This window comes from Micromonospora sp. AB353, from assembly GCF_049538395.1.
Classification (GTDB): domain Bacteria; phylum Actinomycetota; class Actinomycetes; order Mycobacteriales; family Micromonosporaceae; genus Micromonospora; species Micromonospora aurantiaca.
Map to the genome: position 1 here is coordinate 65909 of NZ_JBMVFV010000007.1, position 15161 is coordinate 81069.

The 15161-nt window shown below is 72.6% G+C and carries 16 protein-coding genes; 12 read left to right on the forward strand and 4 right to left on the reverse strand.

Going from position 1 to position 15161, the window contains the following annotated elements:
• Positions 1 to 3 precede the first annotated feature (3 nt).
• Entirely contained in the window at positions 4 to 777 is a 774-nt protein-coding gene (locus ACPCK6_RS05850) for an SAM-dependent methyltransferase (RefSeq protein WP_423480522.1), read from the forward strand.
• Positions 778 to 783: 6 nt separating this feature from the next.
• On the opposite strand, the gene ACPCK6_RS05855 is transcribed toward ACPCK6_RS05850, so the two are convergent.
• Together ACPCK6_RS05855 and ACPCK6_RS05860 are read right to left on the reverse strand one after the other, a co-directional pair.
• Positions 784 to 1077 (reverse strand): hypothetical protein, encoded by a 294-nt coding sequence (locus ACPCK6_RS05855; protein WP_043327499.1) that lies wholly within the window; start codon positions 1075 to 1077, stop codon positions 784 to 786.
• Positions 1078 to 1119: 42 nt separating this feature from the next.
• Complete coding sequence (locus tag ACPCK6_RS05860) at positions 1120 to 2001, reverse strand: RNA polymerase sigma-70 factor (RefSeq protein ID WP_396883833.1); 882 nt, start codon at positions 1999 to 2001, stop codon at positions 1120 to 1122.
• A gap of 167 nt (positions 2002 to 2168) precedes the next feature.
• On the opposite strand from ACPCK6_RS05860, the gene ACPCK6_RS05865 reads away from it, so the two are divergent.
• Positions 2169 to 2654, forward strand: coding sequence for a carboxymuconolactone decarboxylase family protein (locus tag ACPCK6_RS05865; RefSeq protein WP_423480523.1), 486 nt, complete (start codon positions 2169 to 2171; stop codon positions 2652 to 2654).
• 9 nt (positions 2655 to 2663) lie between these two features.
• Here the strand turns inward: ACPCK6_RS05865 and ACPCK6_RS05870 are convergent, their stop codons facing one another.
• Entirely contained in the window at positions 2664 to 3755 is a 1092-nt protein-coding gene (locus ACPCK6_RS05870) for an epoxide hydrolase family protein (RefSeq protein ID WP_423480524.1), read from the reverse strand.
• 94 nt (positions 3756 to 3849) lie between these two features.
• Here ACPCK6_RS05870 and ACPCK6_RS05875 point away from each other — a divergent pair, with 94 nt between their 5' ends.
• From ACPCK6_RS05875 to ACPCK6_RS05910, 8 genes are all read left to right on the forward strand, one after another.
• Complete coding sequence (locus ACPCK6_RS05875; RefSeq protein ID WP_396883836.1) at positions 3850 to 4311, forward strand: MarR family winged helix-turn-helix transcriptional regulator; 462 nt, start codon at positions 3850 to 3852, stop codon at positions 4309 to 4311.
• Between the two features lie 77 nt (positions 4312 to 4388).
• Positions 4389 to 4991, forward strand: a complete 603-nt coding sequence (locus ACPCK6_RS05880) for a helix-turn-helix domain-containing protein (RefSeq protein ID WP_423480563.1) — start codon at positions 4389 to 4391, stop codon at positions 4989 to 4991.
• Positions 4991 to 5362, forward strand: a complete 372-nt coding sequence (locus tag ACPCK6_RS05885; protein ID WP_194802150.1) for a hypothetical protein — start codon at positions 4991 to 4993, stop codon at positions 5360 to 5362. The genes ACPCK6_RS05880 and ACPCK6_RS05885 overlap by 1 nt, the downstream gene beginning before the upstream one ends.
• Positions 5359 to 6264, forward strand: a complete 906-nt coding sequence (locus ACPCK6_RS05890; protein ID WP_423480525.1) for an ABC transporter ATP-binding protein — start codon at positions 5359 to 5361, stop codon at positions 6262 to 6264. Before ACPCK6_RS05885 ends, ACPCK6_RS05890 begins: the two co-directional genes overlap by 4 nt.
• Positions 6261 to 7055, forward strand: coding sequence for a GumC domain-containing protein (locus ACPCK6_RS05895; protein ID WP_423480526.1), 795 nt, complete (start codon positions 6261 to 6263; stop codon positions 7053 to 7055). The genes ACPCK6_RS05890 and ACPCK6_RS05895 overlap by 4 nt, the downstream gene beginning before the upstream one ends.
• Before the next feature lie 111 nt (positions 7056 to 7166).
• Positions 7167 to 8159 carry an endonuclease domain-containing protein gene (locus tag ACPCK6_RS05900; RefSeq protein ID WP_423480527.1) on the forward strand — a complete coding sequence of 331 codons (993 nt, stop codon included), beginning with the start codon at positions 7167 to 7169 and terminating at the stop codon, positions 8157 to 8159.
• Positions 8146 to 8787 carry a hypothetical protein gene (locus ACPCK6_RS05905; protein WP_396883840.1) on the forward strand — a complete coding sequence of 214 codons (642 nt, stop codon included), beginning with the start codon at positions 8146 to 8148 and terminating at the stop codon, positions 8785 to 8787. Before ACPCK6_RS05900 ends, ACPCK6_RS05905 begins: the two co-directional genes overlap by 14 nt.
• Positions 8787 to 11951 carry an ATP-binding protein gene (locus ACPCK6_RS05910; RefSeq protein WP_423480528.1) on the forward strand — a complete coding sequence of 1055 codons (3165 nt, stop codon included), beginning with the start codon at positions 8787 to 8789 and terminating at the stop codon, positions 11949 to 11951. Before ACPCK6_RS05905 ends, ACPCK6_RS05910 begins: the two co-directional genes overlap by 1 nt.
• On the opposite strand, the gene ACPCK6_RS05915 is transcribed toward ACPCK6_RS05910, so the two are convergent.
• On the reverse strand, positions 11933 to 12847 hold the full coding sequence (locus tag ACPCK6_RS05915; RefSeq protein WP_423480529.1) for an NADP-dependent oxidoreductase: 915 nt from the start codon (positions 12845 to 12847) through the stop codon (positions 11933 to 11935). The two genes, ACPCK6_RS05910 and ACPCK6_RS05915, sit on opposite strands and share 19 nt — an antisense overlap.
• A gap of 115 nt (positions 12848 to 12962) precedes the next feature.
• Here ACPCK6_RS05915 and ACPCK6_RS05920 point away from each other — a divergent pair, with 115 nt between their 5' ends.
• Positions 12963 to 13394 carry a winged helix-turn-helix transcriptional regulator gene (locus ACPCK6_RS05920; protein ID WP_396883843.1) on the forward strand — a complete coding sequence of 144 codons (432 nt, stop codon included), beginning with the start codon at positions 12963 to 12965 and terminating at the stop codon, positions 13392 to 13394.
• Positions 13395 to 13683: 289 nt separating this feature from the next.
• Positions 13684 to 15156: an endo-1,4-beta-xylanase gene (locus ACPCK6_RS05925; protein WP_423480530.1), complete on the forward strand. Its 1473-nt coding sequence runs from the start codon at positions 13684 to 13686 to the stop codon at positions 15154 to 15156.
• The last annotated feature ends 5 nt before the right edge of the window (positions 15157 to 15161 follow it).

Here is a 15161-nt window from a genome sequence, read left to right on the forward strand (position 1 = left end):
GGCGTGACGGAGGCTGAGAACCGACCCAATGTCGCCCGGATGTACGACTACTACCTCGGCGGCTGCCACAACTTCGCCGCCGACCGGGCCGCCGCCGAGGAGATCCTGAAGATCTTCCCTGATACCGGCGTCGCCGCGCAGAGCAATCGCGCGTTCCTGCGCCGGGTCGTGCGCTGGGCGGCCGAGCAGGGCGTACGCCAGTTCCTCGACATCGGCGCCGGCCTGCCCACCCAGGGCAACGTGCACGAGGTGGTCCGTGCGGTCCGCCCCGACGCCCGGGTGGTCTACGTCGACCACGACGAGGTCGCCGTCGCGTACGCCCGGCGGTTGCTGCCCACCGACGGCCGCACCGTCGTGCTCCGGGGTGACCTGCGGCGTCCCGGCGAACTGCTGGCCGACCCGACGCTGCGGGACACCATCGACCTGAGCGAGCCGGTGGCGGTGCTGCTGCTCGCGGTGCTGCACTTCGTGCCGGACGCCGACGACCCGTACGCGGCGGTGGCGACGCTGCGCGACGCCACAGTGCCGGGCAGCGTGCTCGCGCTGTCCCACCTCACCCTGGACGGCCTGCCGACGCTGCCCACCGAGCAGGGTACCGCGATCTACCGCCGCAGCAGTTCCCCGCTCGTGCCGCGCACGCGCGACGAGGTGGCCCGCTTTCTGGACGGCTACGAGCTGGTCGAGCCGGGCCTGGTCAAGGTGGCGGACTGGCGGCCCGACGGGGAACCGCAGGCCGCGGTGTCGCACGGCTACGGCGGGGTGGGCGTCCGCCGCTGAGCGCGGTCAGTCCAGGCCGCCGTGCGCGGCCCAGAGCGCGGCGGCGCGGTCAGCCGCCGCCGCCACGAGCGCGGCCAGCTCCGGCCGGTCCGGCACCCGGAACGACACGTACGCGCCGCGTCCACCCGCTGTGGGCCGGCCGTACGCCTTCGCGGCGAGACGCCCGTCCGGCAGCAGCCTGACGTTGAGCGTGGTCAACGTGAACTCCTCGCCGCGCCGGGTGTCGGTCCAGCGCAACTCCTCCGGCACTGTGACGTTGATGGCGAGGGCGCTGACGTCGGGGGAGGCGGCGCTGCTCATCCGGCGATCGTCGCACGATCGCCTGCCGTGCCCTCCCGCCGGTCACCGGCGCAGCGTGGTCTCGCGGGTCATGCGGGACAGCTTCTCCGGGTTGCGCACCGCGTAGAGGCCGCTGATCCGGCCCTCGTCGAGGCGTACCGCGACGACGGTGTCCAGCTCGCCGTCGAGGCGTACCAGCAGCGCCGGGTAGCCGTTGACCTGCGCCGGCTCGATCGACGCCACGGCGGCGACCCGGCGCCAGCCGCCCGCGAGCAGCCGGGCCACCTTGTCGCCGCCGGTGACCGGCCGGGCGATCGCCTGCTTGATCCCGCCGCCGTCGCCGACGAGCACCGCGTCCGCCGACAGGACGCGGAGCAGCCCGTCCAGGTCGCCGGTCTCGACCGCCCGCCGGAACGCGTCCAGGGCGTCGCGGGCCTCGGCCGCCGGGACGGTACGCCGGGGGCGGCGTGACGCGACGTGGGCCCGCGCCCGGTGCGCGATCTGCCGCACGGCGACCGGAGTGCGCTCGACCGTCTCGGCGATCTCGTCGTAGCCGACGTCGAACACCTCCCGCAGCACGAACACGGCCCGCTCGGTCGGTGTGAGCGTCTCCAGCACCAGCAGCATCGCCATCGACACGCTCTCCGCAAGCGTCACGTCGTCCGCGACGTCGGGCGCGGTGAGCAGCGGTTCGGGCAGCCACGAGCCGACGTACGACTCCTTGCGGCGGCCCAGCGTGCGCAGCCGGGACAGCGCCTGGCGGGTGGCGATCCGGACCAGGTAGGCACGCCGGTCCCGGACCGCCTCCAGGTCGACGCCGGCCCAGCGCAGCCAGGTCTCCTGCACCACGTCCTCCGCGTCGGCGGCCGAGCCGAGCATCTCGTACGCGACGGTGAAGAGCAGGTTCCGGTGCGCGAGGAAGTCCTCGGTGGCCGGGTCCGCCATGACTGACTCCTTCGCCGCTCGGGTCCGTTCCCCACCAGACGCCGGCCGCCGCCGCCCTGTGACATCGGATCGCTGTGGTGGGCCTCACCCGGCGCCGCCGTCACGCCGGACGCGTCCCCGGCATCTCGTGTTCGTCCCACCTCCACCCCAGCAGAGAGGGCGCCACCATGCAGACCCGATTCAACCTGTTCGAGAACCCGGTCTCGGCGACGTTCATGAAGCGCTTCGCCGGCGCGGGCCTGGTGATCCACCAGTCGTCGCTGCCCCGCACCGTCCAGGAGTTGGTGTCGCTGCGGGCCAGCCAGATCAACGGCTGCGGCTGGTGCATCGACATGCACACCAAGGAGGCGGTGGCCGGGGGCGAGAGCGCGGTCCGGCTGAACCTTGTCGCCGCCTGGCGTGAGTCGACGGTGTTCACCGAGGCCGAGTGCGCGGCGCTGGCGTTCGCCGAGGAGGGCACCCGGCTCGCCGACGCCCACCAGGGCGTGTCCGACGAGACGTGGGAGCAGGTGCGCAAGCACTACGACGACGACCAGGTCGCCGCGCTGGTCTGCCTGCTCGGGCTGATCAACGCGGCGAACCGGTTCGCGGTGCTCGTGCACCAGCGCGGCGGCTCGTACGAGCCGGGCATGTTCGCGGCGGCGATGGGCTGAGAACGGCCGTCATCGCAGGTTCCAGAAGAACGATCGGACGTCGTCGACGAACAGCTCCGGCACCTCCAGCGCGGCGAAGTGACCACCCCTGTCGAACTCACTCCAGTGCCGGATCGTGTACGTCAGTTCGGCGATCGGCCGGACGGACCGGGTGATGTCGTGCGCGAACACGGCGACGCCGAGAGGGGGCGGGCAGGGCGCGGGCGGGCCACCGAACGCGCTCTCCCGCACCAGCCGGGCGGACGAGGCGGCAGTGCGGGTGAACCAGTAGACCGAGACGTCGGTGAGGATGCGATCCACGCTGACGGCCGATGCCGGGTCGGTCCACTCGGTGAACTTCTCCGCGATCCACGCGAGCTGCCCGACGGGTGAATCGTTGAGCGCGTACGACACGGTCTGCGGCCGGCTGGCGTAGAGCACCTGGTGGGGGTGCCGCTGCGTCTTGAGCCGCATGATCCGGGCCAGCCGGTCCCGGTCCTCGCCGGACAGTGCGGCCTCCCCGGTCCAGCCGGGTGGTGGGGGCGTGGGCAGGTAGTTGAGGTGTACGCCGACGACGTGCTCCGGGGCGATGCCGCCGAGCCGGGTGGAGATGACCGAGCCCCAGTCGCCGCCCTGCGCACCGTAGCGCCGGTAGCCGAGCCGGCGCATCAGCTCGGCCCAGGCGCGGGCGACGCGGTCGACGTCCCAGCCGCGTTCCCGGGTCGGCCCGGAGAAGCCGAACCCGGGGATCGACGGTACGACCAGGTGGAACTGTTCGGACAGCGGGCCGAGCACGTCGAGGAACTCCACGACCGAGCCGGGCCAGCCGTGCGTGAGGATCAGCGGCAGCGCGTCCGGGTCGGCGGAGCGTACGTGCAGGAAGTGGATGGTCTGCCCGTCGATGGTGGTGGTGAACTGCGGGTACCGGTTCAGCTCGGCCTCGGCCGCCCGCCAGTCGTACGCGGTGCGCCAGTGCTCGGCCAGCTCGCGTACCCGGGTCAGCGGGATGCCGTAGTCCCACCCGGCGTCCGGTAGCTCGTCGGGCCAGCGGGTGCGGGCCAGGCGGTCGGCCAGGTCGTCGAGGTCGGCCTGCGGGACGTGGATACGGAACGGCTCGATCACTGTCGTGCTCCGATCGTTGGTGGCACTAACGTTGGTGCGACGAACGATAGCGCAGATCGTTGGGGACGCCAACGTTTCCGGTTAGGCTGGGCACGTGGATAACCCGGAGCCGGACCTCGTACCGACCCGCCTGGCCGGCCTGCCGAGCTGGCTGATCACCCAGACCGCCGTACGCGCCGGGCGGCTGGTGAGCGACGGGCTCGCGGCGGTCGACGCCCGGGGCTACCACTTCCGGCTGCTCGCCACGCTCGACGAGTTCGGGCCGGCCAGCCAGGCGGCGCTCGGCCGGCGCAGCGGCATCCACGTCAGCGACGTGGTGGCCGCACTCAACGAACTCGCCGAGCGGGAGTTCGTCACCCGCAGCCCGGATCCCGCCGACCGGCGGCGCAACGTCGTCACCATCACCACGGCCGGGCGGCGGCAGTTGCGGCGGCTGGAGAAGCGACTCGCCGCTGTGCAGGACGAGCTGCTCGCGCCGCTGTCGCCGGACGAGCGCGCGGACCTGACCCGGTTGCTCGCGCGGGTGCTGGCCCACCACACCCGCCCGCCCGCCTGACGGCTGCCCACCGGCACCGTCCTCATTCGCCGCCTATCATTATCGTTCTCGATAGTGATAACGTCTGCGGCGTGACGATGTCGATGGAGCGGTGGGCGGAGATCGCGCTGCACCCGGTGCGGATCCGCATCCTGCGCGCGGCCGCCGGTGCCCGGGTGACCACGCACGACCTGGTCGAGCTGCTGCCCGACGTCCCGCAGGCCACCCTCTACCGGCACCTGGCGACGCTCGTGAAGACCGGGATGCTCGACGTGGTGCAGGAGCGCAAGGTCCGCGGCGCCGTCGAGCGGGTGTACGCGCTGCCCGCGCACGGCGCGGCGCTGGACCCCGCCGCCCTGGCGACGGCGACGCCGGAGGACCACGCGCGCTACTTCACCGCGTTCGTGTCGAGCCTGCTGTCCGAGTTCTCCCGCTACCTCGCCCGGGAGTCCGTCGACTTCGTCGCCGACGGCGTCGGATACCAGCAGCTCGTCCTGCACCTGACCGACGCCGAGCTGCACGAGTTCGCGGCCGGGCTCAACGCGCTGGTCGGCCCGTTGCTCGCCCGAGGCCCCGGCGACGGACGGATCCCCCGGCTGCTGGCGACCGTCCTGATGCCCGCCGAAGGCCCGATGACCCCCGGCGACACGCACACGCACACGTCAGCGCACCACTCCGACACGACGAAGGGCGACGACTGATGGCCTCGGTAACGCTTGACCGCGACGTGATCGACATCCGGTTCACCGGATGGGAACGCATGTGGGTCGGGCGGGAGCGGTTCACGCTGCGCCTGTCCGCCGTGCGGTACGCCGCCCCGGTGGACGAGCCGATCCGGCTGGCCCGTGGCGCCCGGCGCGGGTACACGGTGTCCGGCTTCGCCAAGGTCGGCGTCTGGGGCATCTTCGGCGGTCCCCGGCAGCTCGTGGCGGCCCGGCGCGGTCAGCCCGGTCTGCACCTGGTGCTGGACCGCGCGGCGGCCGGCGGGGAGTTCGACGAGGTCGTCGTCTCCGACCCGGCCGCATCGCACCTGGCCGAGACGATCGGGCGTGCGACGGGGAGCCGGCCATGACCGGTGACCGGCTGGCGATCGAGGCGTCGGGCCTGACCAAACGCTACGGCGACGTCACCGCCGTCCGCGACCTGACCTTCACCGTACGACCCGGCGCGGTCACCGGCTTCCTCGGCCCGAACGGCGCCGGCAAGACCACCACGATGCGCATGCTGACCGGACTGGTGACGCCGACCAGCGGCACCGCCACGATCGGCGGGCAGCCGTACGGCCGGCTGGCCCAGCCGTCGCGGACCGTCGGCGCGGTGTTCGACGGCAACGCGTTCCACCCCGGCCACACCGCCCGTGACCACCTGGGCGTCTACGCCGCGATGGCCGGCTGCCCGGACCGTCGCGTCGCGGAACTGCTGGACCTGCTCGGCCTCGCACAGGCCGCCGACCGTCGTACCCGGGAATTCTCCACCGGCATGCGCCAACGGCTCAGCCTCGCCACGGCGCTGCTCGGCGACCCCCGCGTCCTGCTGCTCGACGAACCGTCGAACGGCCTGGACCCGGAAGGCATGTCGTGGCTGCGCGGCCTGCTGCGCCGGCTCGCCGACGAGGGCCGCACCGTGCTGGTCTCCAGCCACGTCCTGCACGAGGTCCAGCAGGTGGTGGACGACGTGGTGGTGCTCCGGCGCGGCGAACTCGTCGCCGCCGGGCCGTGGTCGGCGCTCACCGGCCCGCCGACGGTGCTCGTCACCTCGCCGGACGCCACCGACCTGGCCGCCGCCCTGACGGCGGGTGCCGGGTCCGTCGAACCGGCCGGGCCCGGCCGGCTGCGGGTACGCGGACTGGACGCGCCGCGCGTCGCCGACCTGGCCGCGGACCACCGGCTGCGGATCCACGAGCTGGTCACCGAGACCACGAGCCTCGAACAGCTCTTCCTCGACCTGACCACCGATCCGGCGGAGGCCCGATGAACCTGATCAGAGCGGAACTACGCCGGGTCCTGGCCACCCGCATGTGGACCGGGCTGCTGCTCGCCGCCGTCGCGCTCGGCGGCGGCCTGGTCGGGCTCATGGCACTCGTCGGACCGGAGAACTTCGACCCGCCGATGCCCGGCCTGCACACCGAGGAGGGCCTGCGGTCCATCCTCGGCCTCCTCGGTTTCACCGCCTTCGTACCGGCCGCCGCCGGGGCCCTCGCGGCGACGTCCGAGTACCGGCACGGCACCGCCGCCGTCACGTTCATGTTCGCGCCGCGCCGAGGGCGGGTGCTCGCCGCCAAACTCGCCACCCACGCGATCGTCGGCCTCGGCTACGGGATCGCCCTGGCCGGCTCCGCCGCGGTGGCCCTGTTCACCGTCGCCGCCGCGCGTGGCGTGTCGCTGGGCCTGCCCGCCCCCACAGTGCTGGCGCTGCTCGCCCGCATCGGCGTCGCGATGGCGGTGTACCTGCTCGTCGGCACCGGCGTGGGTGCGCTGCTCCGCAACCAGGTCGCTGCCGTGTGCGTCGTGGTCGGCTACCTGTACCTGGCCGAGCCCGTGCTGATGATGATCCCCGGCGTCAACGCGCTCTACCCGCTCCTGCCCGGCGGCGCCACCGCCGCACTCACCGACTTCACGTACGTCGCCGACGCGATGTCCGCGCAGCTCGGCAGCGACGCCGTCGCGCTCCTGCCACCGGCGGCCGGTGCGCTGCTGCTGACCGGGTACGCGCTCGCCGCCGCCGCGCTCGCCGTGGTCGTCCCGATGCGCCGCGACATCACCTGAGCGTCGCTGCTTCGTCGCCGTCCGGCGTATCAGGGCTGGCGCCGGCCGAAGACGATTCGTACTCTGGTCATCCGACGTCCGGGGTCGACGATGGGGGAGGGTCGACGCTGCATGGACCCGGCCCTCACCGATCTGCCGACCGACCGCGTCGTCGCCCTGCCCGGCGCGGACGCCGACGCGGTCGCCATGACGATCGCCCACGGCCACGCGGAGCTGGCCGCCGTCGTGCACCGCCCGGTCTCGGCGTGCACCATGCCCGCGGACTTCGTGCACGCCGTGCTGGACCGGCTCGAACGGGTCGCCGTCGAGCTGCTGCCGGCCTGGCTGCCCGAGGCCACGCACGACGTCCGCCCGGACACCTCCGGACTCGCCGCCGTGCGGGCCGCGGCCGCCGCGCGCTCGCGCCGTGACCGCTACCCCGGTGCGTTCCTGTCCGACCTGGCCGTCTTCGCGGTGGCCGGGCGACGGCCCGGCGCCACGACGCTCCCGCTGCGCGCCCGCGCCGCCGCGTTGGCGCGTCTCGTCGCCGACGCATTCGGCAGACGGAAAGTGGTGCTGCTCGCCGAGCCGGTCCACGGTGACGGCGCGGTGACGGCGGCCGGGGCCGCGTGGCTCGTGCAGCACGGTGGCCCGGCGGTCTGGCTGGCCGGAGCCGGTGCCGTCGGGCTGGACGGACTTCCGGCATTCCGCGTCGCACCGCCGGCCGCGCCCGTCGGCCAGGCACCGGTGGCGGGCCGGCCACACCCGGGCAGCGACGCCGAGAAGCGCCTGGAGGCGGCGCTCGCGGCCCAGAGCTGGGCGGCCGGACGGCGGTGGAACCAGAGCTACCAGTCGCACCGCCTGGCCGCCCCGGTGCGGCTGGATCTACTGTGGCCGGACGAGCGGTGCGTGGTGGAGATCGACGGCCCGGAGCACTGCCGCCCGGTCCGCTTCGAGGCCGACCGGCAACGTGACGTCCAGCTGCAACTGGACGGCTACGCCGTCCTGCGCTTCACCAACGCCCGAGTAATCCACGACGTCGGCACCGTGGTCACGCAGATCGGCACCTATCTGCGGGCACGTCGCCGAGACCTGGCGGAAGGACTGCACCATGGCCGGCGATGACCTGACCGCATCCGAGAGCGCGATCCTCGTCGTGCTCATGGCCGAGGCGCGGGAGGTGCTGAACACCGAACTCCGCGACCGTTACGGGCTGGACGTACGCAAGCCGCAGCGCGACAAGCTCACCCGCCTGCACTACGTCGCCAGCCGCAAGAGCGGCTCGACGTACGCCCTGCAGCTGGACGACAAGGGCTGGGTACGGATGCAGAGCGACCTGGACTTCACGCTGCGGGGAGCGAGCGCGCTCGGCGCCGCGCTCACCGCGGTGCAGGCGCACCTGCGCGATCGTGTCCTGGCCCGCAGCGGCTGTGCGACGCTCGCCGAACTCTTCGCGCTCACCGACGTGCGCGCGCCCGCCGCCGAGCCGGCCGGGTCGCTGGAGGCACGTGTCGTCGCCGCGTACCGGGCGCTCGCCGACGAGCCCGGCGCGTGGGTGAGCCTGCGGCGCCTGCGACCGTTCTTCGCCGATCTGCCCCGCGACGACCTGGATGAGGCACTGCGGCAGCTCAGCCGGTCCGAGGGCGTCACCATCGCGCCGGAGTCGAACCAGAAGACGCTCACCGAGGCGGACACCGCTGCCGCGCTCCGCCTCGGCGGGCAGGAGAACCACCTGCTGGCGATCGGCGTGTGATGAACGAGGCGGAACGGAACGCGTTGGCCGCCCTGCGGTTCGACTGGGCGCCGGTGCCCGACGACGTGTGGCGGCCGTTGCCCTTCCACGTCGAGGGACTGCACGTCCCGGTCCTCCGGGACGTGCTCGCCGGGGTGGACGAGGCCGCGGCGAACCCGCACGGCAGCCCGCTCGGCCTGGTCGTCCAGGGTCAGCGCGGCTCCGGCAAGACCCACCTGCTGGGTGTGATCCGCCAGCAGGTGCAGGAGCGTGACGGCTACTTCTTCCTGGTCGGTCTGCTCGACGCCGGCGGCTTCTGGGACGGCGTGCTCGCCGCGATGCTCGACGGCTTGTCCCGGCCGGTGCCCGGCAGCCGCGAGACGCAGCTCAAACTGCTGCTGCGGCGCCTGTCCGCCCTGGTCGGGGCACCCCGGACGGCGCGCCGGGCCGTCATGGGCGACACCGAACTGACCAAGGCGGCGCTCGACGCCTTCCTCGACGGGCTCGGGGACTTCGACAGGCACGCGGCCCGCACCTGCCAGGAGACGGCACGCGCGCTGGCGCTCAGCGCCTCCGAGGACATCTCCCACCGCGACATCGCGGAGAACTACTTCCTCTCCGGCGAGGAGGTGGCCGCCGGGGAACGCGCGGCCTGGGGCATGCGCCGCGTTCCGCGCCCTGCCCAGCAGATCGTGCAGGACCTGTCCTGGCTTCTCGCCCTCACCGGCCCGTCGGTGGTGGCGATCGACCAGATCGACACGCTCATCGCCCAATTGGCGATCCAGAGCGATCCCGCCCTCGCCGGTGCCGCCGCCATGAGCCCGGAGCAGGCGCTGATGCTGGCCCGGATGGCGGACGGCCTGATGGCGTTGCGGCAGACGACCCGGCGCACGCTCACCGTCCTGGCCTGCATTCCGAACTCGTGGACCATCATCAGGTCCACCGCCGCCGACACCGTCGCGGACCGGTTCCGGGAGACGCCGCCGCTGCGCCGCATCGACGACGCCGACGTGGCCCGGGCGATCATCGAGAAGCGGTTCACCCTCCGCTACCGGGAGGCGGGGTTCGTCCCGCCGTACCCGTCGTGGCCGGTGTCACCGCGCGCCTTCGCCGAGGCCGGTGCGTTCACCCCGCGTCAGCTGCTCATCGAGATCGACAAGCACATCCGCGAATGCCTCGCCGACGACGAGGTCCGGGAGATGACGAGCCTCGGCGAGCCGCCCATCGCGGAACCCCGGGCTCCCCGGCCCGCCCCGGTGACCGCCACCGGCGAGGAGATGGACCGCTACGACGCCCGGTTCGCCGAGCTGCGGGAGGCCGCCGACGTCACCGGCCCGCTGCGCCGCGCGTCCGAGGACGCGGCAATGCCGCCGCTGCTCGCCGCCGGGCTCACCGCCTGGATCCTGGAGCGGGGCGACGCGGGCGAGGCGTTCAGCGTCGACCCGCCGCCGAGCAACGACCCGCCGCTGCACGCCCGGCTGCGGCTCACGCTCGACGAGCGCACCGAGGACCAGGTGCACTGGTGTTTCCGGGCGATCGGCGACGACCACCACGGCAACGCCGCGCTCGCCCGGCTCCGCAAGGCGTCAGTGGCCGCCGCCCTCGACACCGGATCAGGGCGACGGAAGCTGTTCCTGCTGCGCAACCGCGCCTGGTCGACCAGCGCGGCCACCAGCAAGGCGGTCGGGGCGTTCGCCGCGGCGGGCGGCCAGACGCTCGGCGTCGACGAGGAGGATCTGCGTGTCCTCTCCGCGCTGCGGGTCATGCTCGCCGAGGCCACCATGGACCTGCAGGGCTGGCTGGCCGAGCGCCGGCCGACCCGGGAGCTGAAGTTCCTCCAGCACGCCCTGGCCGACGTGGACCGCTGGACCACCGACGCCGGACCGCCGCCGGAGCCCGCCGAGCCGTCGCCGGCCGCCGCCGCTGCCACCGGCCCGGCCGATCCCTCGTTCGTCGTCGGGCACGGGTACGACGACGGGGAACCCGTGCCGCTGGCGCTGGAGGCGTTGCGCAAGCACACCACGATCTTCGCCGGGTCCGGCTCCGGTAAGACCGTCCTCATCCGCCGCATTGTCGAGGAGTGCGCGCTGGCGGGCGTATCGGCCATCGTGCTCGACCCGAACAACGACCTCGCCCGCCTCGGCGAGGGATGGCCCGAGCCGCCCGCGCAGTGGCGACCGGGTGACGCGGACCGGGCCCGGGACTACCTCACGCACACCGACGTCGTCGTCTGGACGCCGCGCCGCAACTCGGGCCGCCCGCTGAGCTTCCAGCCGCTGCCCGACTTCACCGGCGTACGCGACGATCCGGACGAGTTCGCCGAGGCCGTCGAGGCGGCAGTCGCGTCGCTCGCGCCACGCGCCATGGTGACCGGCCGGGCCACCCGGGCGCATCTCGGGCTGGCCGTGCTGCGCAAGGCCGTCGAGCACTACGGCCGGCGCGGCGGCTCCCGGTTGCAGGGCCTCGTCGACACGCTCGCCGACCTACCGGACGGGATCATCGACCTGGACGACGCCGACAAGATCGGCCTCAGCCTGGCGCAGACCCTCACCGCCGCCATGGTGAACGACCCGCTGTTCGGCGGCGAGGGCACGCCGATGGATCCCGGCGTGCTCCTCACCCCCGCACCCGGCAAGCGGGCCCGCGTCTCCGTGGTCAGCCTGGTGGGCCTGCCGTCCGACGACGTACGGCAGAGCTTCGTCAACCAGCTGCAGATGGCGTTGTTCGCCTGGATCAAGAAGAACCCGGCCGGGGACCGGCCGCTGCTCGGGCTGCTCATCATGGACGAGGCGCAGACGTTCGCCCCGTCCGGCGCGATGACCGCGTGCACCCAGAGCACGCTGGCGCTGGCCGCCCAGGCCCGCAAGTACGGCCTCGGTCTGATCTTCGCCACCCAGGCGCCGAAGGGCCTGCACAACCGCATCCCGGGCAATGCGGCGACCCAGCTCTACGGCCTGATGAACAGCCCGATCCAGATCGAGGCGGCCCGGGAGATGGCCCGCGCGAAGGGCGGCGACGTGCCGGACATCTCCCGCCTCACCGTCGGCGAGTTCTACCTCGCCGCCGAGGGCGCCGCGCCCCGCAAGATCCGCACCCCGCTGTCGCTCACCCACCATCCGCGCAGCCCGCTCACCGTCGAGGAGGTGCTGGACCGGGCGCGCGGCGGTCAGGGGCGCAGCACGTAGCGCCCGCGTACCCCGCCCTCGGCCATCGCCCGGTGCGCGTCCGCCGCCCGGTCCAGCGGCAGGACCGCGTGCACCCGGGCCGGCAGCTCGCCGGCTGCGGTGCGGGCGAGCAGGTCGGCGAGGCGTACCCCGTCGGCGCGGGTCTCGATCACGCGGACGGTGACGCCGCGCTCGGCGGCCGGCTGCGCGTTGGGCCGCACGCCGACGAACACGCCGCCGTCGCGGACCAGGGTGAGTGCCCGCTCCTGCCACGCGGCGGTGTCGGCGACCGCGTCCCAGCCCGGTTCGGCGGCGGTGGTGAAGCCGGCGCCGAGGCTGCGGACGAACTTCTCGTCCCCGGCCCGCGCCAGGCCGGTCACCCGCCATCCCCGGGCCGAGGCGAGCGCGAGGACGTAGCCGCCCACCGCGCCGGCCGCCCCGGTGACCAGCAGCCGGCCATCGGCGGGCGGCTCGCCGAGCGAATCGACGACCTGCGCCGCGGCGAGGCCGTTGAGCGGCACTGTCGCCGCCGCCACCAGGTCCAGATCATCGGGTACGACGGCGAGGCCGGTCGTGGGCACGACGAGTTGCTCGGCGTACGTGCCGTGGTCGCGGTCGAACCCGACCACCAGACCGGCGACAGGGGTGCCGGCGGTCAGGTCCACGCCCGGGCCGACGGCGTCGACGGTGCCGGCGAAGTCCCAGCCCAGGCCGGTGTGGTGCGGCTGGTCGATAAGTCCCAGCGAGTGGAAGAAGCCGCCCGCCACCCCGAGGTCGACGGGGTTGACCGCCGCCGCCGCGACCGTCACCCGGACCTCGCCGGGCCCCGGCTCGCGCTCCGGAACGTCGATGATCTCGATCGCGTCGGGTCCGCCCGGGTTGCGGACGACGGCGGTGCGGAAGGTACGCGTACCCATGATGGTGTCTCCTTGTTCGTGAGGGATGCCCTGCTCCACGATGGAGGGGTAACTTTCCTTCGGGAAGTACGCACTTCGGAGTGCGTTGGGTACCCCCGGGTGGGAGGCGCGGACGATGCCGACGCAGACGGCGGCGCAGAAGCGGGCGCAGGCGCGGGAGGAGTACGACGCGTTCCTTGCCGGCTGCCCGAGCCGGCAACTCCTGGACCGGATCTCCGACAAGTGGGTGGCGCTGATCCTGGCCGCGCTCGGCCGTGACGGCCCGGACCGCAACGCGGAGCCGCAGGCGATGCGCTACTCCGAGTTGTCCCGCCGGCTGGCCGGGGTCAGCCAGAAGATGCTCACCCAGACGTTGCGCTCACTGGAACGCGACGGGCTGGTCACCCGCACCGTGACGCCGAGCGTGCCGGTCACTGTCACCTACGAGCTGACCGACCTGGGCCTGTCGCTGCATCGGCTGACGTACGGCATCAAGGTGTGGGCCGAGGCGCACATGGACGAGGTGCACGCCAACCGCGAGCGGTACGACACGGCCGCCCAGCGCTGACCGATCGCGCCGGGATTCTCCGAAACTTTCGGTACTCGTCGCGGTTCTCGTTGCGCTGCGCTCTCACTGCTGTCCATGGACTCCCGCGCTGATCAGCCGGTCGAGTCCATGTTCGCGTTGACATCGACATTGACCGATCGTGCCGTCGCGGATATCTTCCCAGGGAAGTTACCGGTACATCTTCGAAAAGTTTCAGGGCAGTGACGCGGGGGTGGGCGCACCGCCGGCTCCCACCCGCGTCCAGCCGGGCATCGCCAGCGCATCATCGTCCGATATGCAGAGGAGTGTCATGAAACATCTACCGAGGCGCAGCCACCGCATGGTGCTGGCCGCCGTCACCAGCGCGCTGGCACTCGCCGGTGCCGCGCTTGTGGTGCCCAGCCTGGCCCAGGCAGCGGCGAGCACGCTCGGTGCCGCCGCGGCACAGTCGGGCCGTTACTTCGGCACCGCCATCGCGGCGAACCGGCTGGGCGACTCCACGTACAGCACCATCGCGGCGCGTGAGTTCAACATGATCACCGCTGAGAACGAGATGAAGCCGGAAGCGCTCCAGCCCAACCGGGGCCAGTTCAACTTCTCCTCCGGTGACCAGATCTACAACTGGGCGACCCAGCGTGGTCTGAAGGTCCGTGGCCACACCCTGGCGTGGCACGCGCAGCAGCCGGGTTGGATGCAGAGCCTGAGCGGTAGCAACCTGCGTCAGGCGATGATCGATCACATCAACGGTGTGATGGCCCACTACCGGGGCAAGCTCGCGGCGTGGGACGTGGTGAACGAGGCGTTCAACGAGGACGGCAGCCGCCGCCAGAGCAACCTGCAGGGCACCGGTAACGACTGGATCGAGGTGGCGTTCCGGACCGCGCGGGCGGCCGACCCGTCGGTGAAGCTCTGCTACAACGACTACAACATCGAGAACTGGTCGTACGGCAAGACGCAGGGCGTCTACAACATGATTCGGGACTTCAAGTCCCGGGGTGTGCCGATCGACTGCGTGGGTCTGCAGACCCACTTCACCGGTGGTAGCTCGCTGCCGGGCAACTTCCAGACCACGCTGCAGAACTTCGCCGCGCTGGGCGTGGACGTGGCGCTCACCGAGGTCGACGTCACCAACTCCTCCACCAGCCAGTACGCGGGTCTGACCCAGGCGTGCATCAACGTGCCGCGGTGCATCGGCATCACCGTGTGGGGCGTGCGTGACAGCGACTCGTGGCGCTCGAACGAGAGCCCGCTGCTGTTCGACGGCGGCGGCAACAAGAAGGCCGCGTACAACTCGGTCCTCAACGTCCTCAACTCCGCGTCGCCCAACCCCACGCCGACCGCGACCGTGTCGCCGACCGCCGGACCGACCGGCGGGCCGACCACGCCGCCGCCGACCACCGGCGCGAGCCGGATCGTCGGCAACCAGTCCGGCCGATGCATCGACGTACCGAACTCCTCGCAGAGCAACGGCACCCGGGTGCAGCTCTACGACTGCCACGGCCAGACCAACCAGCGGTGGACCTACACCTCCAGCCGGCAACTGACCGTGTACGGCTCGATGTGCCTGGACGCCGCCGGCTCCGGGAACGGCTCGGCCGTCCAGATCTACAGCTGCAACGGGCAGACGAACCAGCAGTGGAACGTCAACTCCAACGGCACCATCACCGGAGTCCAGTCGGGCCGCTGCCTCGACGTCTGGGGCACCGGTAACGGCCAGCAGGTGCAGATCTACGACTGCAACGGCCAGGCCAACCAGCGGTTCCAGCTCGTCGCGACGAGCTGACCTCC